15 protein-coding genes and 1 other RNA gene are annotated in these 25,990 nt (G+C 33.8%); 14 read left to right on the top strand and 2 right to left on the bottom strand.

Going from position 1 to position 25,990, the window contains the following annotated elements:
• The 12 genes from ABD963_RS07575 to ABD963_RS07520 all read left to right on the top strand — a co-directional run bounded on the left by ABD963_RS07575 (window position 1) and on the right by ABD963_RS07520 (window position 22,337).
• Window positions 1–708: a PepSY domain-containing protein gene (locus tag ABD963_RS07575; RefSeq protein ID WP_345276350.1), complete on the top strand. Its 708-nt coding sequence runs from the start codon at window positions 1–3 to the stop codon at window positions 706–708.
• Between the two features lie 18 nt (window positions 709–726).
• Complete coding sequence (locus tag ABD963_RS07570; RefSeq protein WP_345276349.1) at window positions 727–1,212, top strand: DUF305 domain-containing protein; 486 nt, start codon at window positions 727–729, stop codon at window positions 1,210–1,212.
• Window positions 1,202–2,974 carry an efflux RND transporter periplasmic adaptor subunit gene (locus ABD963_RS07565; protein ID WP_345276348.1) on the top strand — a complete coding sequence of 591 codons (1,773 nt, stop codon included), beginning with the start codon at window positions 1,202–1,204 and terminating at the stop codon, window positions 2,972–2,974. The genes ABD963_RS07570 and ABD963_RS07565 overlap by 11 nt, the downstream gene beginning before the upstream one ends.
• 32 nt (window positions 2,975–3,006) lie before the next feature.
• Window positions 3,007–3,447, top strand: a complete 441-nt coding sequence (locus ABD963_RS07560) for a heavy-metal-associated domain-containing protein (RefSeq protein ID WP_129760634.1) — start codon at window positions 3,007–3,009, stop codon at window positions 3,445–3,447.
• An 888-nt stretch (window positions 3,448–4,335) separates the two neighbouring features.
• Complete coding sequence (locus tag ABD963_RS07555) at window positions 4,336–5,070, top strand: hypothetical protein (protein ID WP_345276347.1); 735 nt, start codon at window positions 4,336–4,338, stop codon at window positions 5,068–5,070.
• Between the two features lie 361 nt (window positions 5,071–5,431).
• Window positions 5,432–6,073: a DUF6266 family protein gene (locus ABD963_RS07550; protein ID WP_345276346.1), complete on the top strand. Its 642-nt coding sequence runs from the start codon at window positions 5,432–5,434 to the stop codon at window positions 6,071–6,073.
• Between the two features lie 311 nt (window positions 6,074–6,384).
• Window positions 6,385–6,831 carry a hypothetical protein gene (locus ABD963_RS07545; RefSeq protein ID WP_345276345.1) on the top strand — a complete coding sequence of 149 codons (447 nt, stop codon included), beginning with the start codon at window positions 6,385–6,387 and terminating at the stop codon, window positions 6,829–6,831.
• 240 nt (window positions 6,832–7,071) lie between these two features.
• Window positions 7,072–8,400, top strand: a complete 1,329-nt coding sequence (locus tag ABD963_RS07540) for a hypothetical protein (protein WP_345276344.1) — start codon at window positions 7,072–7,074, stop codon at window positions 8,398–8,400.
• 166 nt (window positions 8,401–8,566) lie between these two features.
• Window positions 8,567–10,006, top strand: coding sequence for a T9SS type B sorting domain-containing protein (locus tag ABD963_RS07535; RefSeq protein WP_345276343.1), 1,440 nt, complete (start codon window positions 8,567–8,569; stop codon window positions 10,004–10,006).
• Between the two features lies 1 nt (window position 10,007).
• Window positions 10,008–12,608 carry a PorP/SprF family type IX secretion system membrane protein gene (locus ABD963_RS07530; protein ID WP_345276342.1) on the top strand — a complete coding sequence of 867 codons (2,601 nt, stop codon included), beginning with the start codon at window positions 10,008–10,010 and terminating at the stop codon, window positions 12,606–12,608.
• 410 nt (window positions 12,609–13,018) lie between these two features.
• On the top strand, window positions 13,019–21,334 hold the full coding sequence (locus ABD963_RS07525; protein ID WP_345276341.1) for a T9SS type B sorting domain-containing protein: 8,316 nt from the start codon (window positions 13,019–13,021) through the stop codon (window positions 21,332–21,334).
• 22 nt (window positions 21,335–21,356) lie between these two features.
• Window positions 21,357–22,337, top strand: a complete 981-nt coding sequence (locus ABD963_RS07520; RefSeq protein WP_345276728.1) for a PorP/SprF family type IX secretion system membrane protein — start codon at window positions 21,357–21,359, stop codon at window positions 22,335–22,337.
• A gap of 5 nt (window positions 22,338–22,342) precedes the next feature.
• Here the strand turns inward: ABD963_RS07520 and ABD963_RS07515 are convergent, their stop codons facing one another.
• Window positions 22,343–23,341 carry a glutaminyl-peptide cyclotransferase gene (locus ABD963_RS07515; RefSeq protein WP_425562794.1) on the bottom strand — a complete coding sequence of 333 codons (999 nt, stop codon included), beginning with the start codon at window positions 23,339–23,341 and terminating at the stop codon, window positions 22,343–22,345.
• 124 nt (window positions 23,342–23,465) lie between these two features.
• Here ABD963_RS07515 and ffs point away from each other — a divergent pair.
• Both ffs and ABD963_RS07505 read left to right on the top strand, forming a co-directional pair.
• Window positions 23,466–23,564, top strand: an RNA gene (ffs, locus tag ABD963_RS07510) — signal recognition particle sRNA small type.
• A gap of 55 nt (window positions 23,565–23,619) precedes the next feature.
• Window positions 23,620–24,423: an SDR family oxidoreductase gene (locus ABD963_RS07505; protein WP_345276339.1), complete on the top strand. Its 804-nt coding sequence runs from the start codon at window positions 23,620–23,622 to the stop codon at window positions 24,421–24,423.
• 3 nt (window positions 24,424–24,426) lie between these two features.
• Here the strand turns inward: ABD963_RS07505 and ABD963_RS07500 are convergent, their stop codons facing one another.
• On the bottom strand, window positions 24,427–25,848 hold the full coding sequence (locus ABD963_RS07500) for a TlpA family protein disulfide reductase (RefSeq protein ID WP_345276338.1): 1,422 nt from the start codon (window positions 25,846–25,848) through the stop codon (window positions 24,427–24,429).
• Window positions 25,849–25,990 lie beyond the last annotated feature (142 nt).

Here is a 25,990-nt window from a genome sequence, read left to right as displayed (position 1 = left end):
ATGGTAAACAGACACACAGCATTAAAAATCAGAAAAACACATCGCTATTTAGGTCTCTTTTTAGGCATTCAATTCCTGTTTTGGACAATTAGTGGTTTGTACTTCAGTTGGACAGATATTGACAATATACACGGCGACCATTTCAAGAATTTGGATTATCAACCACAAGCGTTCAATAAATTAATTAGTCCATCACAACTCAATATTACTAATGGTATCAATACTATTGAATTAAGAGACATTAATAATGCACCCTACTATTGGGTAAATAATGAACAATTGTTCAATGCTTTAGATGGAACAAAAAAGAATTTTATATCAAAAGAAGAAGCACTTTACATCGCAAAAAATTATATGAAAATTGGTTTAGAAGTAGAATCAATAGAGCAAATAAATGAGGTAGGTAAACACCACGAATACAGAGAACGTTTATTGCCTGCTTATGTGATTTCTTATAAATCTGATGAAGCATTAAAAGCCTATGTATCTGTGAAAGATGGAAAATTTCAAACCGTAAGACATCGTAGTTGGCGTTGGTTCGATTTTCTATGGATGACGCACACTATGGATTATGAAGGAAGAGACAATTTTAATACAACGGTTTTAAGAGCATTTTCATTGTTAGGCTTAATAACGGTTTTAAGTGGCTTTTTACTATGGTACACATCCTCACCATCAATTAGAAAATTATTAAAAAGAAAATTATAACCATTAAAATTTAAAATTATGGAAAAACACAAACACGACGAAAAAGGTATGAGCAACTACACAAAATTCTTTTTAATGTTGGCTTGCTCATTTATAGCAATGTACATCACAATGTATTTAAATACCTATAAATTTGACCACGTGTATTTTAGTTTAACACGCTTTTATATGACCTGTTTAGGAATTTCTACAATGGCAGTCATAATGTGGGTTTTTATGCGAAAAATGTATAATGATAGAAAGAAAAATATAGCAATTCTTGCAGGTAGTTTTATTCTGTTTATAGGGGCTTTAGGGTTAGTAAGAGCACAAGCACCAATTATTGGTGATGTCCTTTGGATGAAAGCAATGATTCCTCATCACTCTATCGCTATTTTAACAAGTGAAAGGGCAGATATTCAAGACCCAGAAGTAAAAAAACTGGCAGAAGATATTATTGAAGCACAACGCAAGGAAATAGAAGAAATGAAAGCAATGATAAAACGATTAGAAAATGAAAAATAACAAAATAATAATTTATATCGGCATACTCGCTATTGGATTGTTATTAGGTTGGTTGCTATTTGGTGGTTCATCAAAAGAAGAAGCAGGCCATAATCACAATGAAGTTACACAAACTAATCAAATGTGGACATGTTCTATGCACCCACAAATTATGCAACCAGAACCAGGCGATTGTCCTATTTGTGGAATGGATTTAATTCCTGCCGAAGCTGGTGCAGATGGTTTAACAGCAGACCAGTTTAAATTAACAGCTAATGCTATGGCTTTAGCAAACATTCAAACTGCCGTTGTTGGTAATGGTTCAGTCGAAAATGGAATCATAAAATTATCAGGTAAAATAGCTGAAAATGAAGAAGCCAATGCAGTACAAGTGAGTTATTTTTCTGGTAGAATTGAACGGTTGAATATCAGTTTTACAGGTGAAGAAGTACGTAAAGGTCAATTGTTGGCAACAATCTATTCACCAGAATTATATGCAGCTCAACAAGAATTGATTACAGCGGCTTCTTTAAAAGCATCGCAACCTGCTTTATACAAAGCGGTTCGTAATAAATTAAAGCTTTGGAAATTGTCTGAAACTCAAATCAACCAAATTGAATCCTCTGGAAAAATCATTGAAAATTTCCCTGTGTATGCTACCGTTTCAGGCACGGTGACTGAAAAATTAGTGGAACAAGGCGATTATATTAAGCAAGGTCAGCCTTTGTTGAAAATTGCTAATCTCAATACGGTTTGGGCAAATTTTGATGTGTATGAAAATCAAATTGAACAATTCAAGAAAGGGCAAGAAGTTAATATAATTACCAATGCTTATCCTAATAAACAATTTAAAGGAAAAGTAGATTTTATAGACCCAACTTTAAATACCAAAACTCGTACTGTAGATTTACGTGTGGTTTTAAATAATAAAGAAGCCATTTTTAAACCAGGAATGTTTGTAACCGCAGAAATTGAAAGTACTAAAACCAATGCAAAAGAAGTAATAACGATACCATCGTCAGCAGTACTTTGGACAGGTGAACGTTCTGTAGTCTATATCAAATCAAATCCAAACGAACCTGTTTTTGAATTGAAAGAAGTGGCTTTAGGTAAAAAAATCGGTGATAATTATGAGGTATTAGAGGGACTATTTACAGGAAATGAAATTGTTACCAATGGTACATTTACTGTAGATGCTGCTGCTCAACTACAAGGCAAAAAATCAATGATGAACAAGCAAGGTGGAAAAACAATGACAGGTCACGAAGGTCATTTAGGTATGGATAATAATTCAAAAAATGAAAGCAACCATACTAATATGAATGAACGCTTAAAAGTATCGGAGAAATTTCAAGAGCAATTAAAAGAAGTATACAAAGATTACATCAATTTAAAAGATGCTTTAGTAAAAGAAGACGCAAAAGGCAGTTCGCAAAATGCAACTTCGTTACTATCAAATTTGAGTAAGACAGATATGAAATTGCTTAAGGATGAAGCACACAATCACTGGATGTCATTAGTTGGCGACATAAAAGCTTCTACGACATCAATAGCCGGTTCTCAAGACATTAAAACTCAAAGGAATCATTTTAAACATTTGTCTTCACATTTAATAAAAGCGGTTCAAATATTTGGTGTCAATGAAAAAGTCTATGTAGAATTTTGCCCTATGGCAGATAACAATAACGGAGCCTATTGGTTAAGCAAAGAAGAAAAAGTAATCAATCCATATTTTGGCGAAGCAATGCTAACCTGTGGAGAAGTAAAACAAGTAATAGAATGATAAATCAAGTAATAACAATTAAATTTTAAAAAATGAAGAAAGTAATTTTAAGTGTAGCTGTAATAGTAGCTATGGGTTTAACAAGTTGTAAAAACGAAGCTAAAAAAATAGAAGAAACTACAACAACAGAAGTGTCAAATGAAATAGCAATGACAGACTTATCTTTTGGTGTAAGAGGTAATTGTGGGATGTGTAAAAATACCATTGAAAAAGCAGCCAATAGTGTAGAAGGTGTGGCAAGTGCCAATTGGGATGTTGATAAAAAGAAGATTGATGTTTCTTTTGATGATACCAAAACAGATGCAATGGCAATTCATAATGCAATCGCAGCTTCAGGGTATGATACTGAAAAAGTAGCAGGAAATGAAGAAGCCTATAAAAATTTACCTGGTTGTTGCCAATACGATCACGAAATGATGATGAATCAATCTGGTGAAATGAAAAGTGATGTCCATTCAAATCACGATCATTAAGCAAATAATTTAAGAGTCTTTTTCGGAAGGCTCTTTTTTTACATTTTAATTTTAAAAGGGCAGGTAATAAGGTGTTCGTCAGTTGTTCCATTTTGTTTCATAAAGCATAATCACAAATGCGTTGCATTGGTGCTTACCATACATAGCACTACTGCGGTGACACATCCTCGTTAGCACTATGTATTTGCTTTACTTCACACACTACACAACTTCCTCACCCGCAGCTACTCTTGCACCCCAAACCCCAATAAGGTGTGTGCTGGTGGCACACAAAACATAAATTGGGGTACAACCGCTGCTTAATAATTTGGCTCGCCTGCTGTTCGCTGCGGGCTAATCAGGGTGTCACAGTTTTTGAAGGCAGCCCTTTTGCATATACAATAACCGCTTCAAGAAATTTGAAGTATCCGAATACTTTTAAAACCGCTTTAATAGCTGATTAAATAGATTTTAAAACCCAAAAGCGGATTATTCTATATTGCAAACGCACAGCAAGAGTAACGCATTCAGTCAGCTATTTCAGCCACCACATAACCCATTTTTAAATTGGCAATTGCTCGTTAGTGAATTTTATAATCCTCAATTTCCTTAATCTACTTAAATCCTTATAAATTAAATAACCATAAGCACTCACAATTGCTAAAATTTAAAAACGGTAACCATCCTTCAATAGCTTCCTTCAATTGTTACACTTGCTTTCCCACGCTACACCCAAGCTAAAGCCAACGGCATCAAAAACCTGTGCCACCCTTGCGTTTTCAACGTAGGCGTGGTAGCCCTATCGGGCTATTTTCCCACACCACCCTTGCTCAACTCGCTGGCGGCTCGCTATTATGGCTATCGCCATACGCTACGCGATTACCTGCTAAAAAAAAGTAACTTTGAAATATGATTGATGATTTAAAAAAGCTATTTCTGCGTTTTAATTATACCGATGAAAAAGGTTTCATCCTTAATGTTCCATCTTTAAATAATGGAGAACACTTAACATTAGGTTTTGATAATAAAAAGAAAGAGTTCAATATTCATTTTACCAATGATAACATAAATGAACCAGGTGCAAAACGAAGGGAGTTTATATTTGCAATGTCTGCTTTTCGTTTTTTCTTGTTTTTAAAACGTTTTGAAGTATTTTACAATCAAAGCATTGTTAACCTAATTTTGTCATCTAAAACTAATCTTGGCAAGCTAAAAAAGCATAGACTAATCATTAATACTTTTACCGATTCGGTTGATTTTGAACAAAAAATTATTTATCAAAAACGTAAAGGAAAAGGCAGACCGTGGAGATTTAGAGAAAATTTCGACTGGAATTTAATAGCAGATAATTTCAAATATCTTGAAGAATCAGATTTGAAATCTGATGAAGTTTTAATAGCATATAGGTTTAATAAAGGCCATTTATCACTTCAAGGCTTCATATATAAGTTTGAACATCTAAAAGGTGTTTATTTTATTCCGATTAGAAGATACAATCGCTTTGCAAGGTATATGGCAATTGCAATGTATAATTACCTAAATGCATATCCAACTGAAGAAACCTTACCTTTTAGGCAACTAATGTTTGAGCGACTTAAACACCCTTATCTGAACAAACAAGAAGAAAAAAGTTTGCAAAGTTAGCTGGCTTCCTTCATCCCACGCTCATCATACTATAAAGTTCAAGCCCTACGGGTTTTGAAAAAAATATTGCACCTGTGGTCAGGCACAAATTTCAAAACCCTTTCCATCAGCAATATTTTTTCCAAAAAACTTGACAGTATGTCAACGCCATCAAAGAAACGGCTTTCTTTTTTCTCTTTTTCTTTGTAAAAAAAATATTCATTTTTTTATTTCTGATGCAAAAGGAAGCAATCTAAAGCAACAAAATCCATATCCAACGAATAGCATAAAAGTTGCCATATATTTCAACGGAAGGTACAACTTCGTGTCAAGTCCGTACCAAGTCCGAAGAAAAGTAAGTTTCATTTAAATTATTTATGTTATGGGTAAAATTGCTCAAGGAATTTTAGGAGGGCTTTCCGGTAAGGTTGGAAACATTATCGGTGGAAGCTGGAAAGGTATTGACTACATCAGAATTAAACCTTCAAGTGTAGCCAATCCAAGAACTGTAGGTCAGGTAAACCAAAGAAACAAGTTTACTGTGACTTTAGAATTTATTCAAGCTGTTAAACCATTTATCCAAAAAGGGTATAAGTTTTTAGCAGTGAAGAAAACAGCATTTAATGCTGCGATGTCTTATGTGTTAAATAATGCCATCACAGGAGTCGAACCAGACTTTGAGGTGGATTATGCAACCGCATTAGTAAGTAGGGGAGGTTTATCAGCTGCTTTGAACCCTACTACAGATCTTGCAACACCTGGAGAGGTAACGTTTAACTGGGATGATAACTCTGCTGAAGGTAACGCCAACGCTACTGATAAAGCAATGTTATTGGTTTACAATCCATCAAAGAAAGAATCTATTTCTTTAACAGATGGAGCCGACAGAACAGTAGGAACTCAAATTGTTGCAATACCAACAACCTACGCAGGAGATACTGTAGAGCTATTTATGGCATTTATAACTGCCGATGGTAGCCAAGTATCAAACAGTACTTATTTAGGCTCTGGGATAGCCAATTAATAGCTTGGTGCTTTTATTTGAAAACCGCTCAAATCGAGCGGTTTTTTTATGCTATATTAGTAAATGAATTTATTAATGATTGCTCTTGTTTTACTCTTTTTATGCATTTTTTGTATCCTATTTGTTGCCCAAACACGAGAAACCCTTTATTTTAAAGAAAAGTTAAATATTGCATCGGGAAGTAGTGTTTTTGTTTTATTCTTAATAGAATAATCTACGTATAAATAAAAATTCATTAAAAAAATCGATAAAACGCTTGCTTTTTACGATTAATTACATAGATTTGTACTTTAATCCCTTAAATCTTAAACATGAAAATGAAGATTATTATATTCAGTTTTGGCTTTTTTATGATGGCAAGTATCGGTTTTGCTCAAAAAAAGAATGAGGCAAAAAGTATTATCAGTGAAAAAGTAGCTATAAAAAAGTACCATAATAAGGAAGAATTAGAGAGTATGCAAAAGGGGCAATTATTGGGTCTATATATAGAGCGCATTGAAAGCCTTGTTAAAACATTACCTTATATAGCTTTTGCAACCAAGCCAGGTGTTACAATGACCACTTTAGGGATACCAAATGATAATGATAATAGGAAAGTTTTAGATAACCAATTTGAGGCAACGGACGATTACATAAAAGCTACCACTGAATTTCAAAATAAAATATTACCGTATTCAGATACCAGTAAATTAGTGTCTGCAATTTTATTTTATGAAGAAATAATGAGATCATTACATGAGTATAGTGAATTTCACTAAACTATTTTCATATTAAATTTTTATTTAATTAACGGGAGTATTCATTTGAATACTCCTTTTTTATTAAAATATTTTCACGGTTTAAAATTTCAAATTCATGCATTTCATCGATTTTTGATAATAAAAAATAATAAAAATTGTGCATTTTAACGAAAAAATTGGTATTTCATGGATTTTTTTCTATTTTTGGACTATAATTTCAAGAAAATCTTGTTAGCCCCAAATAATAAATTTTTAATTATGAAAAGCTTAGCCCAAATTATGTGTTTATTTCTATTAATTATTGGGAATGTTTATTCTCAACAAGAGAAAGGAATCATTGGATCTAATAATTGGTTGCGGAATTGGACCGATTTCAAACCTAACCAAAAGGATTATGGTGAGCCAACACAAATATTAACAGGTAATATTACTCAAGACACCAAACTCACAAAAAGGGATGTTTATTTGTTATTAGGTAGTGTTTTTGTTACTAACAATGCGACACTTACCATTGAACCAGGAACGGTTGTCTTAGGTGACTATGCATCCAAGGCGTCACTTACTATTTCAAAGGGCGCTAAAATTGTAGCCGAAGGCACTGTAACAGATCCTATTATTTTTACATCAAATAAGAGTGTAAAGCGACCAGGAGATTGGGGAGGTATAATTATTCTTGGGGATGCACCAATCAATAGATTTGGTTCTGGGTCAGCAGCTTCATATTACCCAAATTTAACAGGAGTTAATTATGCCAATACAAATTATGGTGGTAATAATGATACTAGTAATTCTGGAACACTAAAATTTGTAAGGATTGAATATGCAGGTAAAAGAATAAGTAGAGAACTCTATTTTAATGGATTATTATTAGCTAGTGTAGGCTCTGGGACTACTATTGAAAACATTATGGTAAGTCATTCTGCCGGGGATTCGTATTCTATTTGGGGAGGGAATATAAATCTAACAAAAGCTGTTTCTTTTAAATCCAACGGGAGTGATTTTAAATTTAACTATGGAACGAGATCCAATATAAAAAATTCGTTGGCTATTAGATCTCCTTATCTTTCAAGTGATTATGGATCAAAATGTATAGAAATTAAGTCTTTTGACAACAAAGGAGAATTCGATTTTTCCAAAAAGAACACTTATGTTAAAGCACAAAATTTAACTTTTATCAACGATAGCGAAAACTTAGAGGCTGACATTAAAATGAATCTTGTAAAAGAGGCGGTTTATATTGGACAAAATGCCAAGCTAGAAATGGATAAAAGTGTCATTTCTGGTTTTAATCCTGCTGTTGTTTTAAATGATGGCATCCAAATAAATCAGAATAATTTAGAGGAAATTGCTTTTACTGATATGTATTTCCATAGTTGCAATGGAAATATTTTTGTTGAAAATAATTCTAATAATGATGATTTAGAAAATTGGTATGGTAACAGTGCATTCTTTAATGTTTACTCCAAGAGTGACAATACTGAAACATTTATAGATATAAAAAACGAAAAACTGCCAGATTACAGATTAAGAATTAATAAAATAATTGCATCAAATGAAGTAGATGTAGATTTAATTGAAGACAAATAACATGAATTCAGTGTTTTAACAAAACGCCTCAAGTTAAAATTCCCATTTATCGCATTAGGAAATTTTAATGATCAACCTACAATTATAATAATGTTCAAAACAACATACGATAATAAAAAATAATTGTTTCCCGAGGTTTTATTATTTGTCTTAAAATAATATTGGTATGAGAAACTTTAATATTTATAAAATTGTTGTTGTTTTACTTTTTTCATTTGGAGCAAAAATAAATGCACAAGTAGTAATCAGTAAACCTTCCTTGGGTTTTACACAAGCATGTGCCAGTCCTTCTTTCAACTCTTATAATGTTACGTTTACGTTTTCTCCAGAAACAGCAATAACATCAACAAACCAGTTTATTGTAGAATTATCAGATGATACGGGAAGTTTTACGAACCCAACCATCATATACACTTCTGCTCAAGGCCTTATTACTACATCTCCAGCAACTTTGAATTTTGCCGTGCCTACAACCATTGCGGGAGAGGCTTACAGGTTGAGAATAAAAAGTACCAGTCCAGCGTCCAGTAGCACTCCCTCCAATGCTTTCGCGGCCTATTATAAAATACAAGACACTCCTTTCTCAATAAATAATTTAATTTCTACCGGAGTTTACTGTTCAGGTGGAAGTTATTTATTAACCATTGATAATCCTGGCGGAGCTACAAATGATTCACCGTTACAATATCCATCTTTAACTTTTAATTGGTATCGAGAAACAGGACCAACAACTTCTGTTTTTGTGGCTTCAGGAGAAACATTATCGGTTAATCAACCCGGAACCTATTTTGTTGAGACCAACTACGGAACTTGTACATCTAACTCATATTCAAACCGAGTAACTGTAAGTGAATCAAGTACCAGTTCAACTTCTGAAATTAGTTCAAGTTTAGGGAATCCCTATTGTTCGAGTCAAGGAGCAACGACTCTAAGTGCTATTAACGGTATAAGCTATCAGTGGTATAAAGATGGAAATATTATATCTGGAGCTACAGGTCAAATGTATGAAACCAATCAACCAGGAAATTATTCTGTGAATATTAATTTAGGAAATTGTTCAACAAGTGCATCTATAAACCTTGAAAACAATGGGTTTACTAGCAGTATTGATGTTCCCGAATTCAATAGTCTAAACGAAGGAGAAACTTTAACCGCCACGGTTACTACGGATGCCCAAAACCCGCAATTTGTTTGGTATTTTGATGATGTTGTTATCTCTGGAGCTAACACCAATAGTTATGAGGCGTCTCAAATTGGTAATTATAAAGTGGTGGTTTCCCAAACAAGTGGTTGTATCGCATCTACTGAATATGTATTTTCAATTAGAGAGCCTTTTCCAGATGTCGCTAATATCCCAAATTTAATAAGTCCAAACGGCGATGGTATAAACGACACTTGGGTAATACCCCAAGAATATGTAAATGGTGCCAATGCTGAAGTGACGATTCTTACCCCACAAGGCAAAATAGTACTTCAAACAAACAATTATCAAAATAATTGGCCAGAAAATCAAATCGATTTTGTAAGCGTAAATCCCATTTATTATTACATCATTAAATCGGCCAACAATCAAATAAAAAAGGGATCCATAACAGTGGTAAAATAATATGCAAAAACAACTACTTTATATAGTTTTATTTTTCATAACCATTCAACAATTCCATGCGCAAGAAGATGGTGTCGTTGCATTGAACCTGCCTGTTAGAAATTCACTAAAATTTAATAGATATGCCATTAACCCGACTTTTAGTTTTGTAAGAGAGCAAAATAAATACATAACTTTTACCAATAAAAGGGAATGGGTTCAGTTTGATAATGCGCCACAAACCTATTTATTCAGTTATTCTGGAAGATTTAGAGAGAACATAGGGATAGGGATTGGGTTGTTTCAACAAAACTATGGGGTATTAACTACGTTTGGAGGCACAGGTAACTTTGCTTATAACGTAACGATTGATTCAGATAAAAACTTAACTTTTGGTACTAACTTAAGCTTCTATAATAGTGGTATTAATGAAGGTAATGTGATTACAAATTTTCCAGATCCATCTTTACAAAACTTACCATCCAATAGTATACTGACCATAAATCCAGGTATTAATTATGGAACCGAATTTTTCGATTTTGGTGTTTCCATCAACAATTTGGCAACTTATAATTTAACTAATTCAACACTTATTGACGAAAATCCCGAACAAAGTTTACAGGGGCATATAATGTATACGGGATATATGAATAGTAGAGGATTTTTTGATGAAAGTAAATTTACGGGTTTAGTACGTTCAGAATTCAAAAAAGAACAAACGGTTGTTTCTGGATTAGTAATGTTAATGGTTCCAAAGGGCATTTGGGCACAAGCAGGATACAATAGTTTATATGGAGTTTCTGGAGGTATTGGGTTAAATATTACTAGCCAAATTGCTATGGAATATAATTTTGAAAAAGCCATAGGAGATTTATCAAGTTTTGGTAATTCCCATGAGATAACTTTAGCATATAAATTTAATAACACAGAACGATATAGATATAGTGGTGATGATGATGAAGAAGCTTTCGTAATTCAAGAAAGAAAATCTAAACGAAAAGTTCTTAATAAAAAACCTGTCAATAGGACAAAAACCAATTCAAAGGTAAATGATAGGGGTGTAAAACAGATTAATACTGATGAACAGACTAGAATAGCACAACAAGAATCGGAAGCAAAACGCTTAGCTACGGAACAACAACAAGCCAAATTGGAGGCCGAAGAAAAAGCAAAAGAAGAAGCCAAAAAAATTGAGGAAGAGAAAAATGAGAAAGCCTTGGTTGAGGAACGAGCAAGAATTGAACAGGAGAAATTAGCTGCTGAGAACAAAGCTAAGGAAGAAGCACAGGCAAAACGGTTAATTGAAGAACAATCAAGAATAGCTCTAGAGCAAGAAGAAACCAGATTGGAAGCTGAAAAGAAAGCCCAAGAAGAAGCCAAAGCAAAAGAATTGGCCGATGTACAAGCAAGAAATGAAAAGGAGAAATTAGCTGCTGAGAACAAAGCTAAGGAAGATGCAGAAGCAATACGATTAATCGAAGAACAATCAAGAGTGGCTCAAGAGCAAGAACAAGCCAGATTGGAAGCTGAAAAGAAAGCCGAAGAAAAAGCCAAAGCAAAAGAATTGGCGGAAGAACAAACTAGAATGGCATTAGAGCTAGAGCAAGCAAAAATAGCAGAAGAAAAGCGACTTGAAAAAGAGCAGGCCATTGCAGAAACCCAAGAACAAGCAAGGTTAGAAAAAGAACGCTTACAGGCACAACAAAAAATGGATACGGTACAATTGGAAGGGGTAATGGTGCCTATTGCCAGAGACAGAGAAGCCTTAGCCATGCAAAGTCTGACGAAATTAACCGAAAATTCTAGAATTGAACAGCAAGACCTATTAAAGCGTTTACAGGAAACCGTTGATAACAGACAGCAAGATTTAGATGATTTAAAAGAAGAGAACGATTTAAGTGAGCAAGGTATTTATAAGACCCCTAAAGCATTTAAAAGTATATCTGCAGAAAATGCTGCTTTAGAGTCATTAAAAATTGAGATTGATGATATTATCAAAACACAAAATGATAAGATTTCTGAGTTAGAAAGATTATATAATGAACGACTAAAAACCGTTCCTAGTGAGGAAGAAGAAGTGAATGCTTACTATTTAGATGCTATTCAAAATTTAAAAACGGAACAAGCACAAGCTTTACGAACTAAAGAGAGTTTATTAACTTCCTTGGAAGACATAAAAGAAGCTACGGAGTTCGAAAGGAAACGTCGTATTAAGCGTGCTGCATATGATAATGAGGAAGTTAGATATAACAAAGATCGATCTGCACTGAACGTAATAAAACAGAACACCCAAGCGAGTTCTATACCTTTGGAAGTTGATGATTTTGACTTTGGTGAGGAGCGTAGCAATAACATTGAGATTGTTAAGAATATAACAAATACCGAAGATGGATATTATCTGGTATTGGCTGTTCATGATGAGATTTCAAAAAGAGATGATTTCTTAACAAAAGTGATATCGGCAGGAGAAAAGGACATTGATTTCTTCTTCGATGTAAACACCAATAAATACTATATTTATAGTCAAAAAGTTGATGATGTTCAAACAGCTACCAGATTGATGCAATCAAAAGGAAATGAGCCTTATAGTAGTAAAATGACCATTGTGAAAATTGAAAATTAACACTTTTGTTATAAATTATTTTTCTTCAATGAAAACCCATTTCTTTTATTAAATAAATATACAATTATAAGGTTTTAATCTGCTTTTACATAACAAACTACTTTTGATCGATCTATATTAGATATTATAAAATAATGTCAATTATAAATGACAATATACATTTTGTAATATTATTACTTCAAAAAAACATATAATATCGGATTTAATGTTGCTATTCATCGATAAAATGCATAATTTATCATGTCCTTTTGTGATTGTTAGAAATAAATTCACGATATTTATGCCGTTAAAAAACATTTATTTTAGATAAAAAAAATGAATTGTAATATTATTTTTACGAATACTTGTTTTTAATCGAAAATGATTTTACGTGAGTCCCAAATCAGTAAAACTTAATGAATAACTTGCTTATGAAAAAAATTACATTAACAAACAAAAGCCTTTTTGTTTTATCAATTTTATTTTTATTAGCTACTTCTGGAGTTTTTGCTCAACTTGCTGTTCCGTTTTCACCGAGACTACCTGGTGGTAGTATTAAAGTAAAAGGGGATATTTTGTTTATTGGAAATAATATTGTTACTGCTAAAGATTTACCACTCCCATATAACGGAACCGATATAAATAATAATAATGAAGGTGTTTATGTTAATGTTGCTAGTGGTGGCGATCCTTCCATATTTAGTTCAAGTAGTGCTGATTTGTTAATTAATAATTCTTGCAAAAGGATTTTATATGCAGGATTATATTGGGCATCCGTTTATCCGACTGAGATTGCAACCAATAGAAGTGTTCAATTTGAAGGCTCACCAAGAATTGAAGACTGGAATCAAATAAAGTTTAAATTACCAACAGGCGGTTTTATAGATTTAGTAGCAGATAATAATGTTGACCCACCTGGAGAAGAGGATGATATTATTTTTGATGGCTATGAGTTTTATGGGCCAGGTGTTGAAAACTCATTTAAAGATTCACCAATAATTTGCTACAAGAATGTTACAAATTTATTACAAAGCTTACCTGATGCAGATGGTGAATATACAGTTGCAAACCTAAGAGCTACTAGAGGCATAAGGTTAGGAGGCTGTTCAGCTGGATGGACATTGGTAGTTATTTATGAAAGTCCTATTTTACCCAGTAAATTTATAACCTTATTTGACGGTTATGCTGGAGTGCAGAACGGAGCACAGCTTGATATACCTGTATCGGGTTTTCAAACGTTACCAGCACCGCTTCCAGTTAATGCCAATATTGCGGTAGCTGCGTTAGAAGGTGATTTTGGTTTAGGTGGCGATTCTTTTCAATTCAAGGCTAGTACCTCTCCTTCTTTTACGGTAATCAGTGATGCTATTAATCAGCCAAATAATTTTTTCAATTCAACAATTACTCGAAATGGAGTTCATGTTACTAATAGAAACCCAGCGAGTTTAAATACTCTTGGATTAGATGTAAATAATGTTAAAATACCAAATCCTTTAAACTCGGTTTTACCTAATGATGCTACAGCTGGAGATTTAAAATTAACAACTAACAGTGATGGATATGGTGCTTTTGTAACCTCTTTTTCCGTAGAAATTATTGAGCCAAAAATAACGCTAACTAAAATAGTTGAGGATCCTGCCGGAAATGATATTAGTAATCAATTGGTGGATCTTGGCGATGAGTTAAATTACGTTATAGGGTTTCAAAATACCGGAAATGATGACGCTAGAAATCTAATTATAAGAGATATTCTTCCCACTAATATCGTATTTAATTATCCTGCAGATATGGGTTTACTCCCACCAGGAGTTACAGTTCAGAGTTATAATCCCGCCACTAGGGAGCTTATTTTTAGTGTAGATAATTCTATTGTAGAACAGAATGATCCAGTACAAGAAATACGTTTTAAAGTAACCGTGGTTTCTTCTTGTAGTTTATTAAATGATGCTTGTTCAAACATAATCAGTAATCAAGCTTATGTAACTTATAATGGTACGATAAACGCTACCTTTGCAATTTCAGATGATCCCAGTTTTAGCTCAAATACAGGGTGTTTAATAACACCAGCAGCAACCAATTTTTTAGCAGATCTCAATTGTTCTTTTGAAGAAGAAGTTGTGCTTTGTGGAGCTAATGTTACTTTAACCTCTGGTGATGGCTACGATTCTTATTCTTGGTCTACTAGCCCTACTGGAACACCAGTAATTGGTACAACCCAATCGATAACTGTGAATAGCACAGGTACTTATTATGTTAATAATACGGCTGTTGCACCATGTCAATCTACATCACAAGTGTTTAATGTTATTACCTTCGGTAGTAATGTTAACAACCCTGTAACTCCTTTCGCCGATGAAGTGGTTGTTTGTCCAAACGATGGAAAACAATTGCCAAATTTTTATTTATGTGGGACTAATGACTTTAGGTTTATCCAAACTGGAATTACCGATACTACATCTATTATTTGGGAAAAATTAGACGAATCAAGTTGTTCGGCCGTGGCTAATCAAGATTGTGCGAATGAAGATGCTGCCTGTACTTGGAATCAAGTCGCAACAGGTCCAGATTTTACCATTGATACTGCGGGACAATACAGATTAACATTAAACTATACAGGTGGATGTTTCAATCAGTTTTATTTCAATGTTTATACTAATGTTTTAGTTCCTACAGTAACGTCAAGAGATATATATTGCTCAACACCAGGTGAAATAAGGGTAGGCGGCGTTCCTAGTGGTTATGAATTTAGTATTGATGGCATAAATTTTCAGCCAAGTAACTTGTTTTCTGTTAGCACTCCTGGGATTTATAGTGTGTATGTTAGACAAATAGGTGTTTCACCGAATCCATGTATTTTTACCGTACCAGATGTGCAAATACGAAATAGAGATTTTACAGTATCAAATATTATAATCCAACCCTATTGTAATGGAGATTTGGGCAGTGTAGTTGTGGCAGCAAATGATGTGCGCCCCCAATATTTCTTTTCAATTTACAATGGTGCTACGCTAGTTAACAGTGTAGGACCAATTTCACAAAGTGATTATACATTTAATAACTTAAATCCCGGAATTTACACGGTAAATGTTTCAACCGAAGATGGTTGTATATATACTGGTGATATTGAAATTATTAATCCGCCAATACTTGAGGCCACTGCCGCCATTACAAAACCTTTAACTTGTACTGACGGCGAAATTACTGTTTATCCAGTAGGAGGTACGGCTCCTTATTATTATTATGTAAATAGCTCAACAACCTTTCAAACATCACCAATTATTAATGTAATAGCCTCAGGAACTTATAATATTACTGTTGTTGATTCTAATAACTGTATTGCTGAAACTTCTATTGTAGTTGATGCGACTCCAGCTCCAGATTTCACAGTTTCTCAAACTAATATTTTATGTGCTGATGATATAAATTCAGGAACTATAGCCTTTAATGTGACCAACCCTAACGGAAATACTTTAGAGTATAGTATCGATAATGGTGCAACATTCTCAAATTCACCAGTATTCACAGGATTAATTGCTGGTGATTATGATGTTTTGACTCAATATACTTTTGGAACGGATGTGTGTACTACTGCGCCTCAAACTTTAACGATAACGGCTGCTCCACCAATTAGTGGAACAGCAACAGTAACAACACCATATACTTGTACAACTAGCGGAGTAATAACGGTTTCTGGAGTAACTGGTGGAACAGGACCTTATGAATATAGTATAGACGGCGTTACTTTTCAATCTGGAACAACTTTTTCAGGATTAACAGATGGTACCTATTCCATAACGATAAGAGATGCAAGTAACTGTTTGTCTTTAACAATTCCTGTTACTATAGATTCCTTAAATCCACCTACAGATTTAAGTTTTAGCAGTACACCTGTGGTATGTCCATCTTTAACTTCTGATGTTACTTTGACAGCTACTGGAGGTTTAGCCCCTCTGGAATATAGAATTATTTCACCATCTGCAACTGCATATCAAACGTCTGACATTTTTGCTGGATTAGCTCCAGGAACCTACACGTTTGAGGTTAGAGATGCTAATGAATGTACTTATACAGAATCTTATACTATTAATCCAATTCAGCCAGTTACAGTGAATACGGTAATAACTAAAGATTTGGATTGTACAGCTTCACCTGATGGTATCATAACTGGGAATATATTGAGTGGAGTTGCGCCATTTACCTATCAAGTATCATTTAACGGAGGTGCATACGGTAGTTCAACAGCAATTGTAGGATCATCTTTTGCACATAGTGCAGCTAGCGATGGTACTTATCAATTCTCAATAACGGATGCCAATGGATGTACCACCGAATCTGGAGTACAAACTATTAATGTGATTTCATTACCAGAAATTACATCGGTAATTCAAACGCAAGCGATACTCTGTAGCGGTGATAACAATGCAGCTATTCAAGTTACAATCAACAATACTGTTGGGACACCTGCTTTTGTAATTAACGTATTTAATAATACAACAAGTACAGATTATGGCGCACAAACTAGTGGTCTACCAGCTGGTGATTATACGATTACCTTAACCGATTCAAAATCTTGTACAGATACTGCAAACATTACCATCAATGAACCTACACCTATAAATGTTAATTACAGTACAGTTCCTATTACTTGTACTGCCAGTGGTGTTTCATTTGGTTCTGTAATTGTTAACAGTGTGACTGGTGGGACAGCACCTTATAATTACTATGTAACAGGAACCAATGGGTATTCTGCAACAGAACTGAATACTTCAGGGACTACATCAACTACTTTTGATGTGGTTGACTTTGGATTGTACCAAATAAATGTGGTAGATGCTAATGGTTGTTCGGTACTAGTTCAGGATGTATTAGTGGCATCTCCACCAAACGATTTAGATATAACTATTAACCCCACCTCTGATTGTTTAACAGGAGGTGAGGTTGTTGTAAGCATAGGCACCACATTGGTTGGTACTGGTCCTTTTTTCTTTGATATATACAGAGGATTTGTTCCAACGCCACCACCGGGTGGTACTTGGGTTGCTGAAGATACTGCTGGAAGTCAATCAGCCACATTTACGGGCTTATTGCCAGGAGTAACTTATACATTCATTGTGTATGACGTATCTACGGGTTGTAGTTATTATGAAACAGCAACGGCTCCAATACCAACAAGTTCAACCTTAACAGCTAATGCTCTAACATCCAATAATATTACTTGTGTAGGAAGCGCCGATGGAAATGTAACATTTACCATTAATAGCGTGTATGCTTCAGCTACCAATGTTGATTATGAAATATTTGATTCATTATCATTAGTAACAACGGGTATTAATGGTTCTGGAGTAGTGCCCGCAGGAGGTTCATTGCCGATTACCAATTTAGGACCTTTACCATTCGGAAACTATTTCGTATTGGTTACAGAAACTTCAGGACCCAATGCGGGTTGTAGCGTCATAACAGTTCCTTTTAATATAACGGAATCAGCCCTTGACTTAAATATTACTGCTAACGTTGATAAAAACGCAAATTGTAATCCTAATTCAGGAATAATAAGCGCTATAGCCAGCGATGGAACCGCACCATACCAATATCAAATAACAACTTCAGCAACACCCCCATTATCTAGTGATCCATCATGGGCTTCTGCGAATGTTTTCAATATGGATGCTGGTAGTTATTATGTGCATGTTATTGATGCTTATGGGTGTATAAGATCAACACCAGCTATCGTTTTAGGATCAGATCCTGAACCAGTAATTGATGCAACTGTAAATAATCAATGTACAGTAACCGAAGGTAATTTTGCAATTGATGTTAATTTAACTACTCCAGGTGTTGGGCCATATAGCTATAGTATTGATGGTGGCGCCTTTCAAACGCGAACGGCACCATTCACTATATCAAATTTAGCATCAGGAACCCACACTGTTGAAGTACAGGATGCAAATGGATGTGGTAATTTAGTATCGGTAGATATTTTTGCTCCAATAGATTTAATACCAACGGTTACTACCACAGCAACATGTAATGATGACGATGGAGAAATAACTGTAGCTGGTTCTGGAGGAACTGGTTCTTACACCTACACTATAAGCCCTAATCCAGCATCCATAAGTTTAGCTGGAAATGTATTTTCTGGCGTACCATCGGGTTCATATACCATAACTATCACGGATGCCATAACATTGTGTTCAGAAAGTGTAAATGTGTTTGTACAACCCGCTGTATTACCAACGGTAACTTTATCATCACCAACGGCAGTAACCTGTTTTGGCGATAACGATGGAACTTTTCAACTGAATGTTACTGGTTATTCAGGTGCTTATACTTACGAGGTTTTTGATAGTTCATCTACCTCAGTATTTGGTGTTGTTTCAGCGAATACTTCTACTAACCCAATAACCCTTACAGGTCTTTTGGCTGATAGTTATACTGTTGTGATTAATGAAACCGCAAGTCCGTTTTGTTCGGCTACATCAGGAGTTGTAATTATTCAATCGCCTTCTTTACCATTAACGCTTGTTACTACTGAAACTTCAAATGTAACTTGTGACAATAATGCAGGAACCATCACTGCGATTGCCAATGGTGGTTGGGGAAGTTATGAGTATGAATTAACGGGAGCAGCAACAGTGGCTTATTCTCCAAATGGAACTTTTACTGGCTTATCAGCCGGTGCCTATACGGTTAATGTTAGAGATGCCAATGGTTGTATTGCTTCAGAAAATATAACACTTACAATACCTAATCCAATCAACGCAACTGTTGCGGCAAATACCACGTTGTTGTCTTGTTTTGGAGATGCTAATGCGTCCATTACGATAAGTGCCGTTTCTGGTGGACAAGGAAGTAATTATAGTTATACACTTAATACAATTTCCCCAACATCAAGCTCATCGGGCCCTCAATTGTCACCAGTATTTAATAATCTTGGTGCCGGTACTTACCAAGTTGTTGTTACCGATGGTTATAATTGTTCATTTAATTCTCCAGATATTGTTATCAATGAACCAACCGAAGTTCAAGCGAGTTTAGTAAAAGAAACATCACAAACATGTTTAACCGATGCTTCATTAACTTTAATTGCTAGTGGAGGCACAGGAACTTATGAGTATAGTAATTCAGTATCATTTTCAACTATTTTAGGATCATTTAGTTCTTCAGTTACTTTTCCTGTAACATCAGGAACTTATCAATACTATGTAAGAGATGCCAATGGCTGTATAGCTTCAGTTTCTAATGAAATAACCATAGATCCATTACCAACATTGGACATTGTTTTGGATGTGACTAATGCTACTATAAATTGCGCCGGTGATACCACAGGAGTTATTGTGGCTGAAGCTCAAGGTGGTTTAGGAAGTTATATTTATACATTAGAAGACACCGCTGGGAATCCTATTTCACCAGTAACACAAGATAGCCCAGGAGTATTTACCAATCTTCCTGTTGGAACCTATCAGGTGAGAGTGGATAGTGGTGATTGTTTAACTACAACTGCGCAAATTCCTATTACAGAACCAGCTTCACCTTTAACGGCTAACTTTGTAGCGACAAATGTAACCTGTCCAGGAATAAGTAATGGTACCTTAGAAATTACCGCTTCTGGAGGAACTGGTATTATAAAATATGCCATTTCACCACGAATGGATCAATTCTTTGAAACTTCTACATTCGAAAACCTAGCCGCTGGAAATTATCAGGCTATTGCCCAAGATGAATTAGGGTGTTTCGTATTGTTTGATTTTTTGATAGAAGATCCAATACCTGTGGCATTAACTATAGTTCCAGGTTCAGTCGTTCCAGAAGATTGTGATGGTGATAATAATGGTGCTTTTAGCGTGGAAATTTCTGGGGGCGAAATGCCTTATAGTGTAGCTATTGATGACCCAAATGGAACGTATATAACGGGTACATCCACCCAAACATTTTTTGATTTTGATGGATTGGGAGGTGGAGATCACGTTGTTTATGTACGTGATAACTTAGGCTGTGAAACAGAGTGGAACATTCCATTCCCAGAGTTTATTAAAATTGAGCCCATAGCTGTTATTGAATACGATTGCGTAAATAACATTTCAACAAATACCGTTACAATTACAGTTAATAATACTATAAACCCAGTAGATTTAGATTATTCATTAAACGGTGGCCCATATCAAGCTAGTAATACTTTTATAGATGTTCCTCCTGGCATTGGGAACTATGTGGATGTAAGACATACTAGTGGTTGTATTCAAAGAACCAATCCTTTTGACATCGTACAATTTGAACCACTACAGCTTGGTTTAGATGATAGTGAATTGAACGTTATTAAAGCGATAACAACAGGTGGTGCTGAACCATATGAGTACACATTGAATGGCGTTTCTTATGGAAATCAAGATACATTTATCATCTATGAGTCTGGCAATTATACAGTAACTGTAATAGATGCCTACGGATGTTTTGCTTCAGCTTCTGGATACTTTGAATATATAGATGTGTGTATCCCCAATTATTTTACACCCAACGGTGATAGTAATTTGGATGAATGGGGTCCCGGATGTACATCACAATATAGAAACATGACCTTTGATATTTTTGATAGATATGGGCGTAAAATAGCAACTCTTGGTGTTGATGATAAATGGGACGGAACCTATAATGGCAAAGAATTACCTACAGGTGATTATTGGTATGTTGTTAAATTAAACGATAATATAGACAGACGTGATTTTGTTGGACACTTTACGCTTTACAGATAGTAAACCCTCAAACAATTAAATGATGAAAAAATTTAAAATATTTATATATCTGTTTTTAATACTTGTGCTAAAAAACTACGGACAAGAGTTAAACCTACCGGTTTTTACACAATATTTGGCCGATAACAATTTTGTTGTGTCACCAACATATGCAGGGATAGGCGATAATTTAAAACTTAGGGCAAACGGATTAACTCAATGGGTAGGTATTAAGGGGGCACCGGATAATCAATCGTTTTATGGTGATTTTAGAATTGCTGATAGATCGGGTATAGGGTTGTCTTTTTACAACGATAGAAATGGTAATACCATACAAACAGGTGCTAAATTTTCATTTGCGCACCATCTTATTTTAGATTACTATTCCAAAATGTATTTATCCTTAGGAATTTCCTATAATATGAATAACTTTCGAATAGATATTAATAATTTTAATACCACCTATGAAAATCCTACAATCGATCCTTTTGTTACGGATGATAGACGAACTACTAATCACAATTTTGATATAGGGGCTTTATTTAGATTAAAAGGTTATTTTTTAAGCTTAAATTTAAATAATATGCTTGACAAGGATTTTGATAGCGCTTCAAGGATTTTTGAACCTAACTTGCTTTTAAACTATCAGGTTTATTCTGGCTACACCTTTAGAGGGCCAAAGAGCAGTGGTCTGGAATTTGAACCTTCTATATTTTATCAAATGTTTACCAGTGATAAGCGCTCCAGTACCGATTTGAATTTTAAGTTCCGAAAATACAATAGAAACGAAGATTATTTTTGGGGAGGTGTATCCTATCGATTTCTTAATGATCAGCTATTAAAACCATTAAACTTAGGGCCTATGGTAGGCTTCAAAAAATCAATTTTTTATTTTGGATATGCCTACCAAGTGACCATGAATGATTTATCTGGCTATAATTCAGGAACCCACGTTGTTACCATTGGATTAGATTTTTTACAAGGTATTAGTAATTGTCCTTGTACACAAAGCCCCGTGCATTAAGTTGATTATTTCTCAACAATTTCAACTTCAAAAAGTTTGTCCCATCGCTTACCTGTAACAAATATACTTTTGGTTGTTGGGTTAAAAGCAATGCCATTTAAAACATCCAAACCCTCATGTTGGGTAACTCGTTTTTTTAAAGGAGAAAAATCTATAACACCAATAACAGCTCCGTTTTTAGGATTAATAATGGCAACTCCATCTTTTTGGTAACGATTGGCATAAATATTTCCATCTATCCATTCCATTTCATTAATACCAACAATTTTGCCTTTATTGGTATATACCTGTATAAAATCTTCTTCCACTAAAGTTTCAGGATTTAATAACCATATTTTTTCAGTGCCATCACTTTTGTAAATGGTATGGTCATTATTGCATAAACCCCAGCCCTCTTTACTATTTCCGTATTTAAAACTGTTTAGTTTTTCAAAGGTATTGACATCATAAACAAATCCAGTGCCTTCTTTCCAAGTGAGTTGGTAAACTTTATTATTTAAAATAGTAAGCCCTTCACCAAAATACTCATTAGCTAAATCAATATTTTTTATAACCTCACCCGTTTTATAATTAACTTTTCTAAGTTTGGATTCGTTATACTGACCCGTACTTTCGTAAAGGGTATCGTTCAAAAACTCAATGCCTTGTGTATAGGATGTGATATCATGTGGATATTCATTAATGATATTATAGGTATAAACCTTCGGTATTTCATTATTTAATATGGTAATATTTGTTGTAACAATTTGTTTCTCATTGTTGAAATATACAATAGCCTCAATAGTTTGTTTGCCTAATTTTGAGTTAATTAATGAATAATTATTACTTATTTTTTGTCCATTTAAAGTATATAAAACCGAATCAATAGGATGATTTTTTTTGTTTTCTATGGAAAGTTTTAAGGTTTCGTCAACACCGATATTACCCTTTTCCGAATTGGTAATAATAGAAAAATCATTTTTTTTATTTCCTGAATTCGAGCCACAAGAAATAAGTATAATCATTAAAAATAGGATGGTTAGATATTTATTTGGATACATGGTTACTTATTAATTTAAGGCAAGATATTTATTTAAAATCAGTTTAAAAAATCATTGTGAAAATTTTAAAAGGTTGTATCTTTGCAACCGGCAAGTCCTACACAACCAGCTCCTGCTGAATCCTCCAGGTCGGGAACGAAGCAAAGGTAAGCGGTCGTAGCGGTGTGATGTAGGTAGCTTGCCTTTTTTTATGCATTATAGTTTAGTAAATCTTTCTATCTTTAAAGTGAAAATTTCATCAAATGTCTAAAGTTGTTTTAATAACAGGTGCATCGTCGGGTATTGGAAAATCTATTGGTGAGTTTTTAACCGCCAAGGGATTCAGTGTTTATGGTACTAGTAGAAATCCGCAAAATTATAAGGACAGCAAATTTCCATTGTTGACTTTAGATGTCAAAAAGAATGACACTATCAACCAAGCGGTTTTTGAAGTTATCAAAATTGAAAATCGCTTAGATGTTTTAATAAATAATGCTGGAGCTGGTATAACTGGGCCTATAGAAGAAATACCCGAATTGGAAATTAAAAATAATTTTGAGACTAACTTTTTTGGCCCCATTAATGTTATAAAAGCCGTTTTACCTCAAATGCGTAAACAACAATCGGGATTAATTATAAACATCACATCTATTGCTGGTTACATGGGGTTACCCTACCGTGGAATTTATAGTGCAAGTAAAGGTGCTTTAGAACTTTTAACGGAAGCATTTAGAATAGAATTAAAGGATTTCAATATAAAAATGACGAATGTAGCTCCTGGTGATTTTGCCACCAATATAGCAGCAGGGCGCTATCATGCTCCATTGCTTGAAAATTCACCATATAAAAAACCTTATAGTGAAACTTTAGATTTGATGAATACGCATGTTGATAATGGTAGTAATCCCAATATTATGGCTGAAGCTATCTATAAAATTATAAAAAAACCGAATCCAAAAGTTCATTATAAAGTAGGTGAGTTTATGCAAAAATTTTCTATTATTTTAAAGCAAATACTACCAAGTAAAGTTTATGAACAACTTTTAATAAAACATTACAAACTATAAAAATCACCTGTTTATTGCCCCTAGCAGTTGTTCTTCAAAATTTAAGGAAAATATGTTTGAGTTACTTTTAACTATTTTTTTGTTTTTATCAATAATGATGGTTTTGGTCATAGGATATATAGCTAGCATTTCTGTAGCTTCTATAGGGTTTTTGAATAAGTACTCGTTTTTAAAATCAAAACCATGGGTTTCTAATATTTTTTTTGATTTATCCAAGTCATAATCATTAATATTGACAGCGATAAAATTGGTTTCAGGATATTTTTCTTTCAATTCAATTAATTTATTATGGCTGTCTTTGAAGTGGCCATAATATTTGTGAGACCAAAAACTAATTACTGTTGGTCTTTTAATTAATGCATTAATATCAAATTCCTTTCCTTCATAATTCACAACAAATACCTGTGGTAATGTAGCACCATCTTTTAAACTATTTAAAGATTTTGTGAAGCGAGAAACCATTTGTTTGTTTTTCTCATTTTTACTTTTACCCAAGTAAGATTTCAAGATGGCCTCATTACTTTCAATATTTTCGTTTTTAGATAAATACATCATCGTAAAATAGTGTAATAAATCATCTTTAATGGATGTATTAGTAACTAAGCTATCTATAAGATATAATCTATCTAAATTGTAACATATAGAACCTCTATTAAAATCATTATTATCCGAATGGTCATCATGTATTTTTAGAGATATGTTACTAAGATTGTGTCTTAAAAACGTATTGTAGTTATAAAACTGGCTAAAAAAAGTATCGTTATAATTTATATCTTTTCTGTAATCGTAAAAACCATCTGGAACAGATTTTAAAATGGCTGCTTTATCTTTTCCAAAATGTATAAAAGGATAAACCTCTTTACTAGAATAATATGTATAGTCTATGTTAGCTTTGGCAATTTTCTCAAATAATGGAGAGGTTGAATACTTCTTTTTAAACTCATTAAAAATTTCAACTTTCTTATTTCTAATGGAATCTATGTGTTTTTCATAGCTAACAGGGTTTAACTGACAAAATTTAATAACGTGTTTTTCTTCTTTTTCGTTCTCTAAAAAGTCATTTATCAAATAGTTATTCTTTCTATCTCCAACACCGGTGTAGACAAGTGATTCATCAAAATCCAACGTATTTAATCTAAACAAGATACTGTCTCTTGATTCCAATAAAACCATTTGGTATTCCCCACCATGTCTAAAGGTGTAAATACCCTCATCTAAGTCATTAATTTTGTAAATAAATCTATTTCGACCATCAAGTTTTACAGTGTCTAAAACAACCTCGTCCTTTGATAAAACTACAAAATTGGTATTGGGGTTAATAATTTCTCCACCAATGTAAGCATATGGTTTACCTTGATCTTGGTTGTCTTTTTTACAACCGAAAAAAGTTATAATAATAATTATAATAGAAGTATAAAGCTTCATAAGAATCTCCCGAGAGTAGTTTTAAATCAATAATGATAATTTATAAACAAAAATAGAGTTTGTATTTTTAAAGTGTTGTTAAGGCGTTGTTAAAAGTTAGCCAATAATAAAGGACGTTTTTAAGCCGTAAATACTTAAAAAT

Origin of the sequence: Litoribaculum gwangyangense (genome assembly GCF_039543505.1) — a bacterium.
Lineage (GTDB): Bacteria > Bacteroidota > Bacteroidia > Flavobacteriales > Flavobacteriaceae > Litoribaculum > Litoribaculum gwangyangense.
Note: the sequence above shows the minus strand (reverse complement) of the source record. Positions and strands in the feature narration are given on the sequence as shown.

Excerpts from the sequence above, each read along its gene's own strand:
- ABD963_RS07520 (WP_345276728.1), top strand. The coding sequence starts at position 21,357 with ATGAAAAAATTTAAAATATTTATATATCTGTTTTTAATACTTGTGCTA.
- ABD963_RS07560 (WP_129760634.1), top strand. The coding sequence starts at position 3,007 with ATGAAGAAAGTAATTTTAAGTGTAGCTGTAATAGTAGCTATGGGTTTA.
- ABD963_RS07565 (WP_345276348.1), top strand. The coding sequence starts at position 1,202 with ATGAAAAATAACAAAATAATAATTTATATCGGCATACTCGCTATTGGA.
- ABD963_RS07535 (WP_345276343.1), top strand. The coding sequence starts at position 8,567 with ATGAGAAACTTTAATATTTATAAAATTGTTGTTGTTTTACTTTTTTCA.
- ABD963_RS07545 (WP_345276345.1), top strand. The coding sequence starts at position 6,385 with ATGAAAATGAAGATTATTATATTCAGTTTTGGCTTTTTTATGATGGCA.
- ABD963_RS07575 (WP_345276350.1), top strand. The coding sequence starts at position 1 with ATGGTAAACAGACACACAGCATTAAAAATCAGAAAAACACATCGCTAT.
- ABD963_RS07570 (WP_345276349.1), top strand. The coding sequence starts at position 727 with ATGGAAAAACACAAACACGACGAAAAAGGTATGAGCAACTACACAAAA.
- ABD963_RS07505 (WP_345276339.1), top strand. The coding sequence starts at position 23,620 with ATGTCTAAAGTTGTTTTAATAACAGGTGCATCGTCGGGTATTGGAAAA.
- ABD963_RS07525 (WP_345276341.1), top strand. The coding sequence starts at position 13,019 with ATGAAAAAAATTACATTAACAAACAAAAGCCTTTTTGTTTTATCAATT.
- ABD963_RS07530 (WP_345276342.1), top strand. The coding sequence starts at position 10,008 with ATGCAAAAACAACTACTTTATATAGTTTTATTTTTCATAACCATTCAA.
- ABD963_RS07500 (WP_345276338.1), bottom strand. The coding sequence starts at position 25,848 with ATGAAGCTTTATACTTCTATTATAATTATTATTATAACTTTTTTCGGT.
- ABD963_RS07515 (WP_425562794.1), bottom strand. The coding sequence starts at position 23,341 with ATGATTATACTTATTTCTTGTGGCTCGAATTCAGGAAATAAAAAAAAT.
- ABD963_RS07550 (WP_345276346.1), top strand. The coding sequence starts at position 5,432 with ATGGGTAAAATTGCTCAAGGAATTTTAGGAGGGCTTTCCGGTAAGGTT.
- ABD963_RS07555 (WP_345276347.1), top strand. The coding sequence starts at position 4,336 with ATGATTGATGATTTAAAAAAGCTATTTCTGCGTTTTAATTATACCGAT.
- ABD963_RS07540 (WP_345276344.1), top strand. The coding sequence starts at position 7,072 with ATGAAAAGCTTAGCCCAAATTATGTGTTTATTTCTATTAATTATTGGG.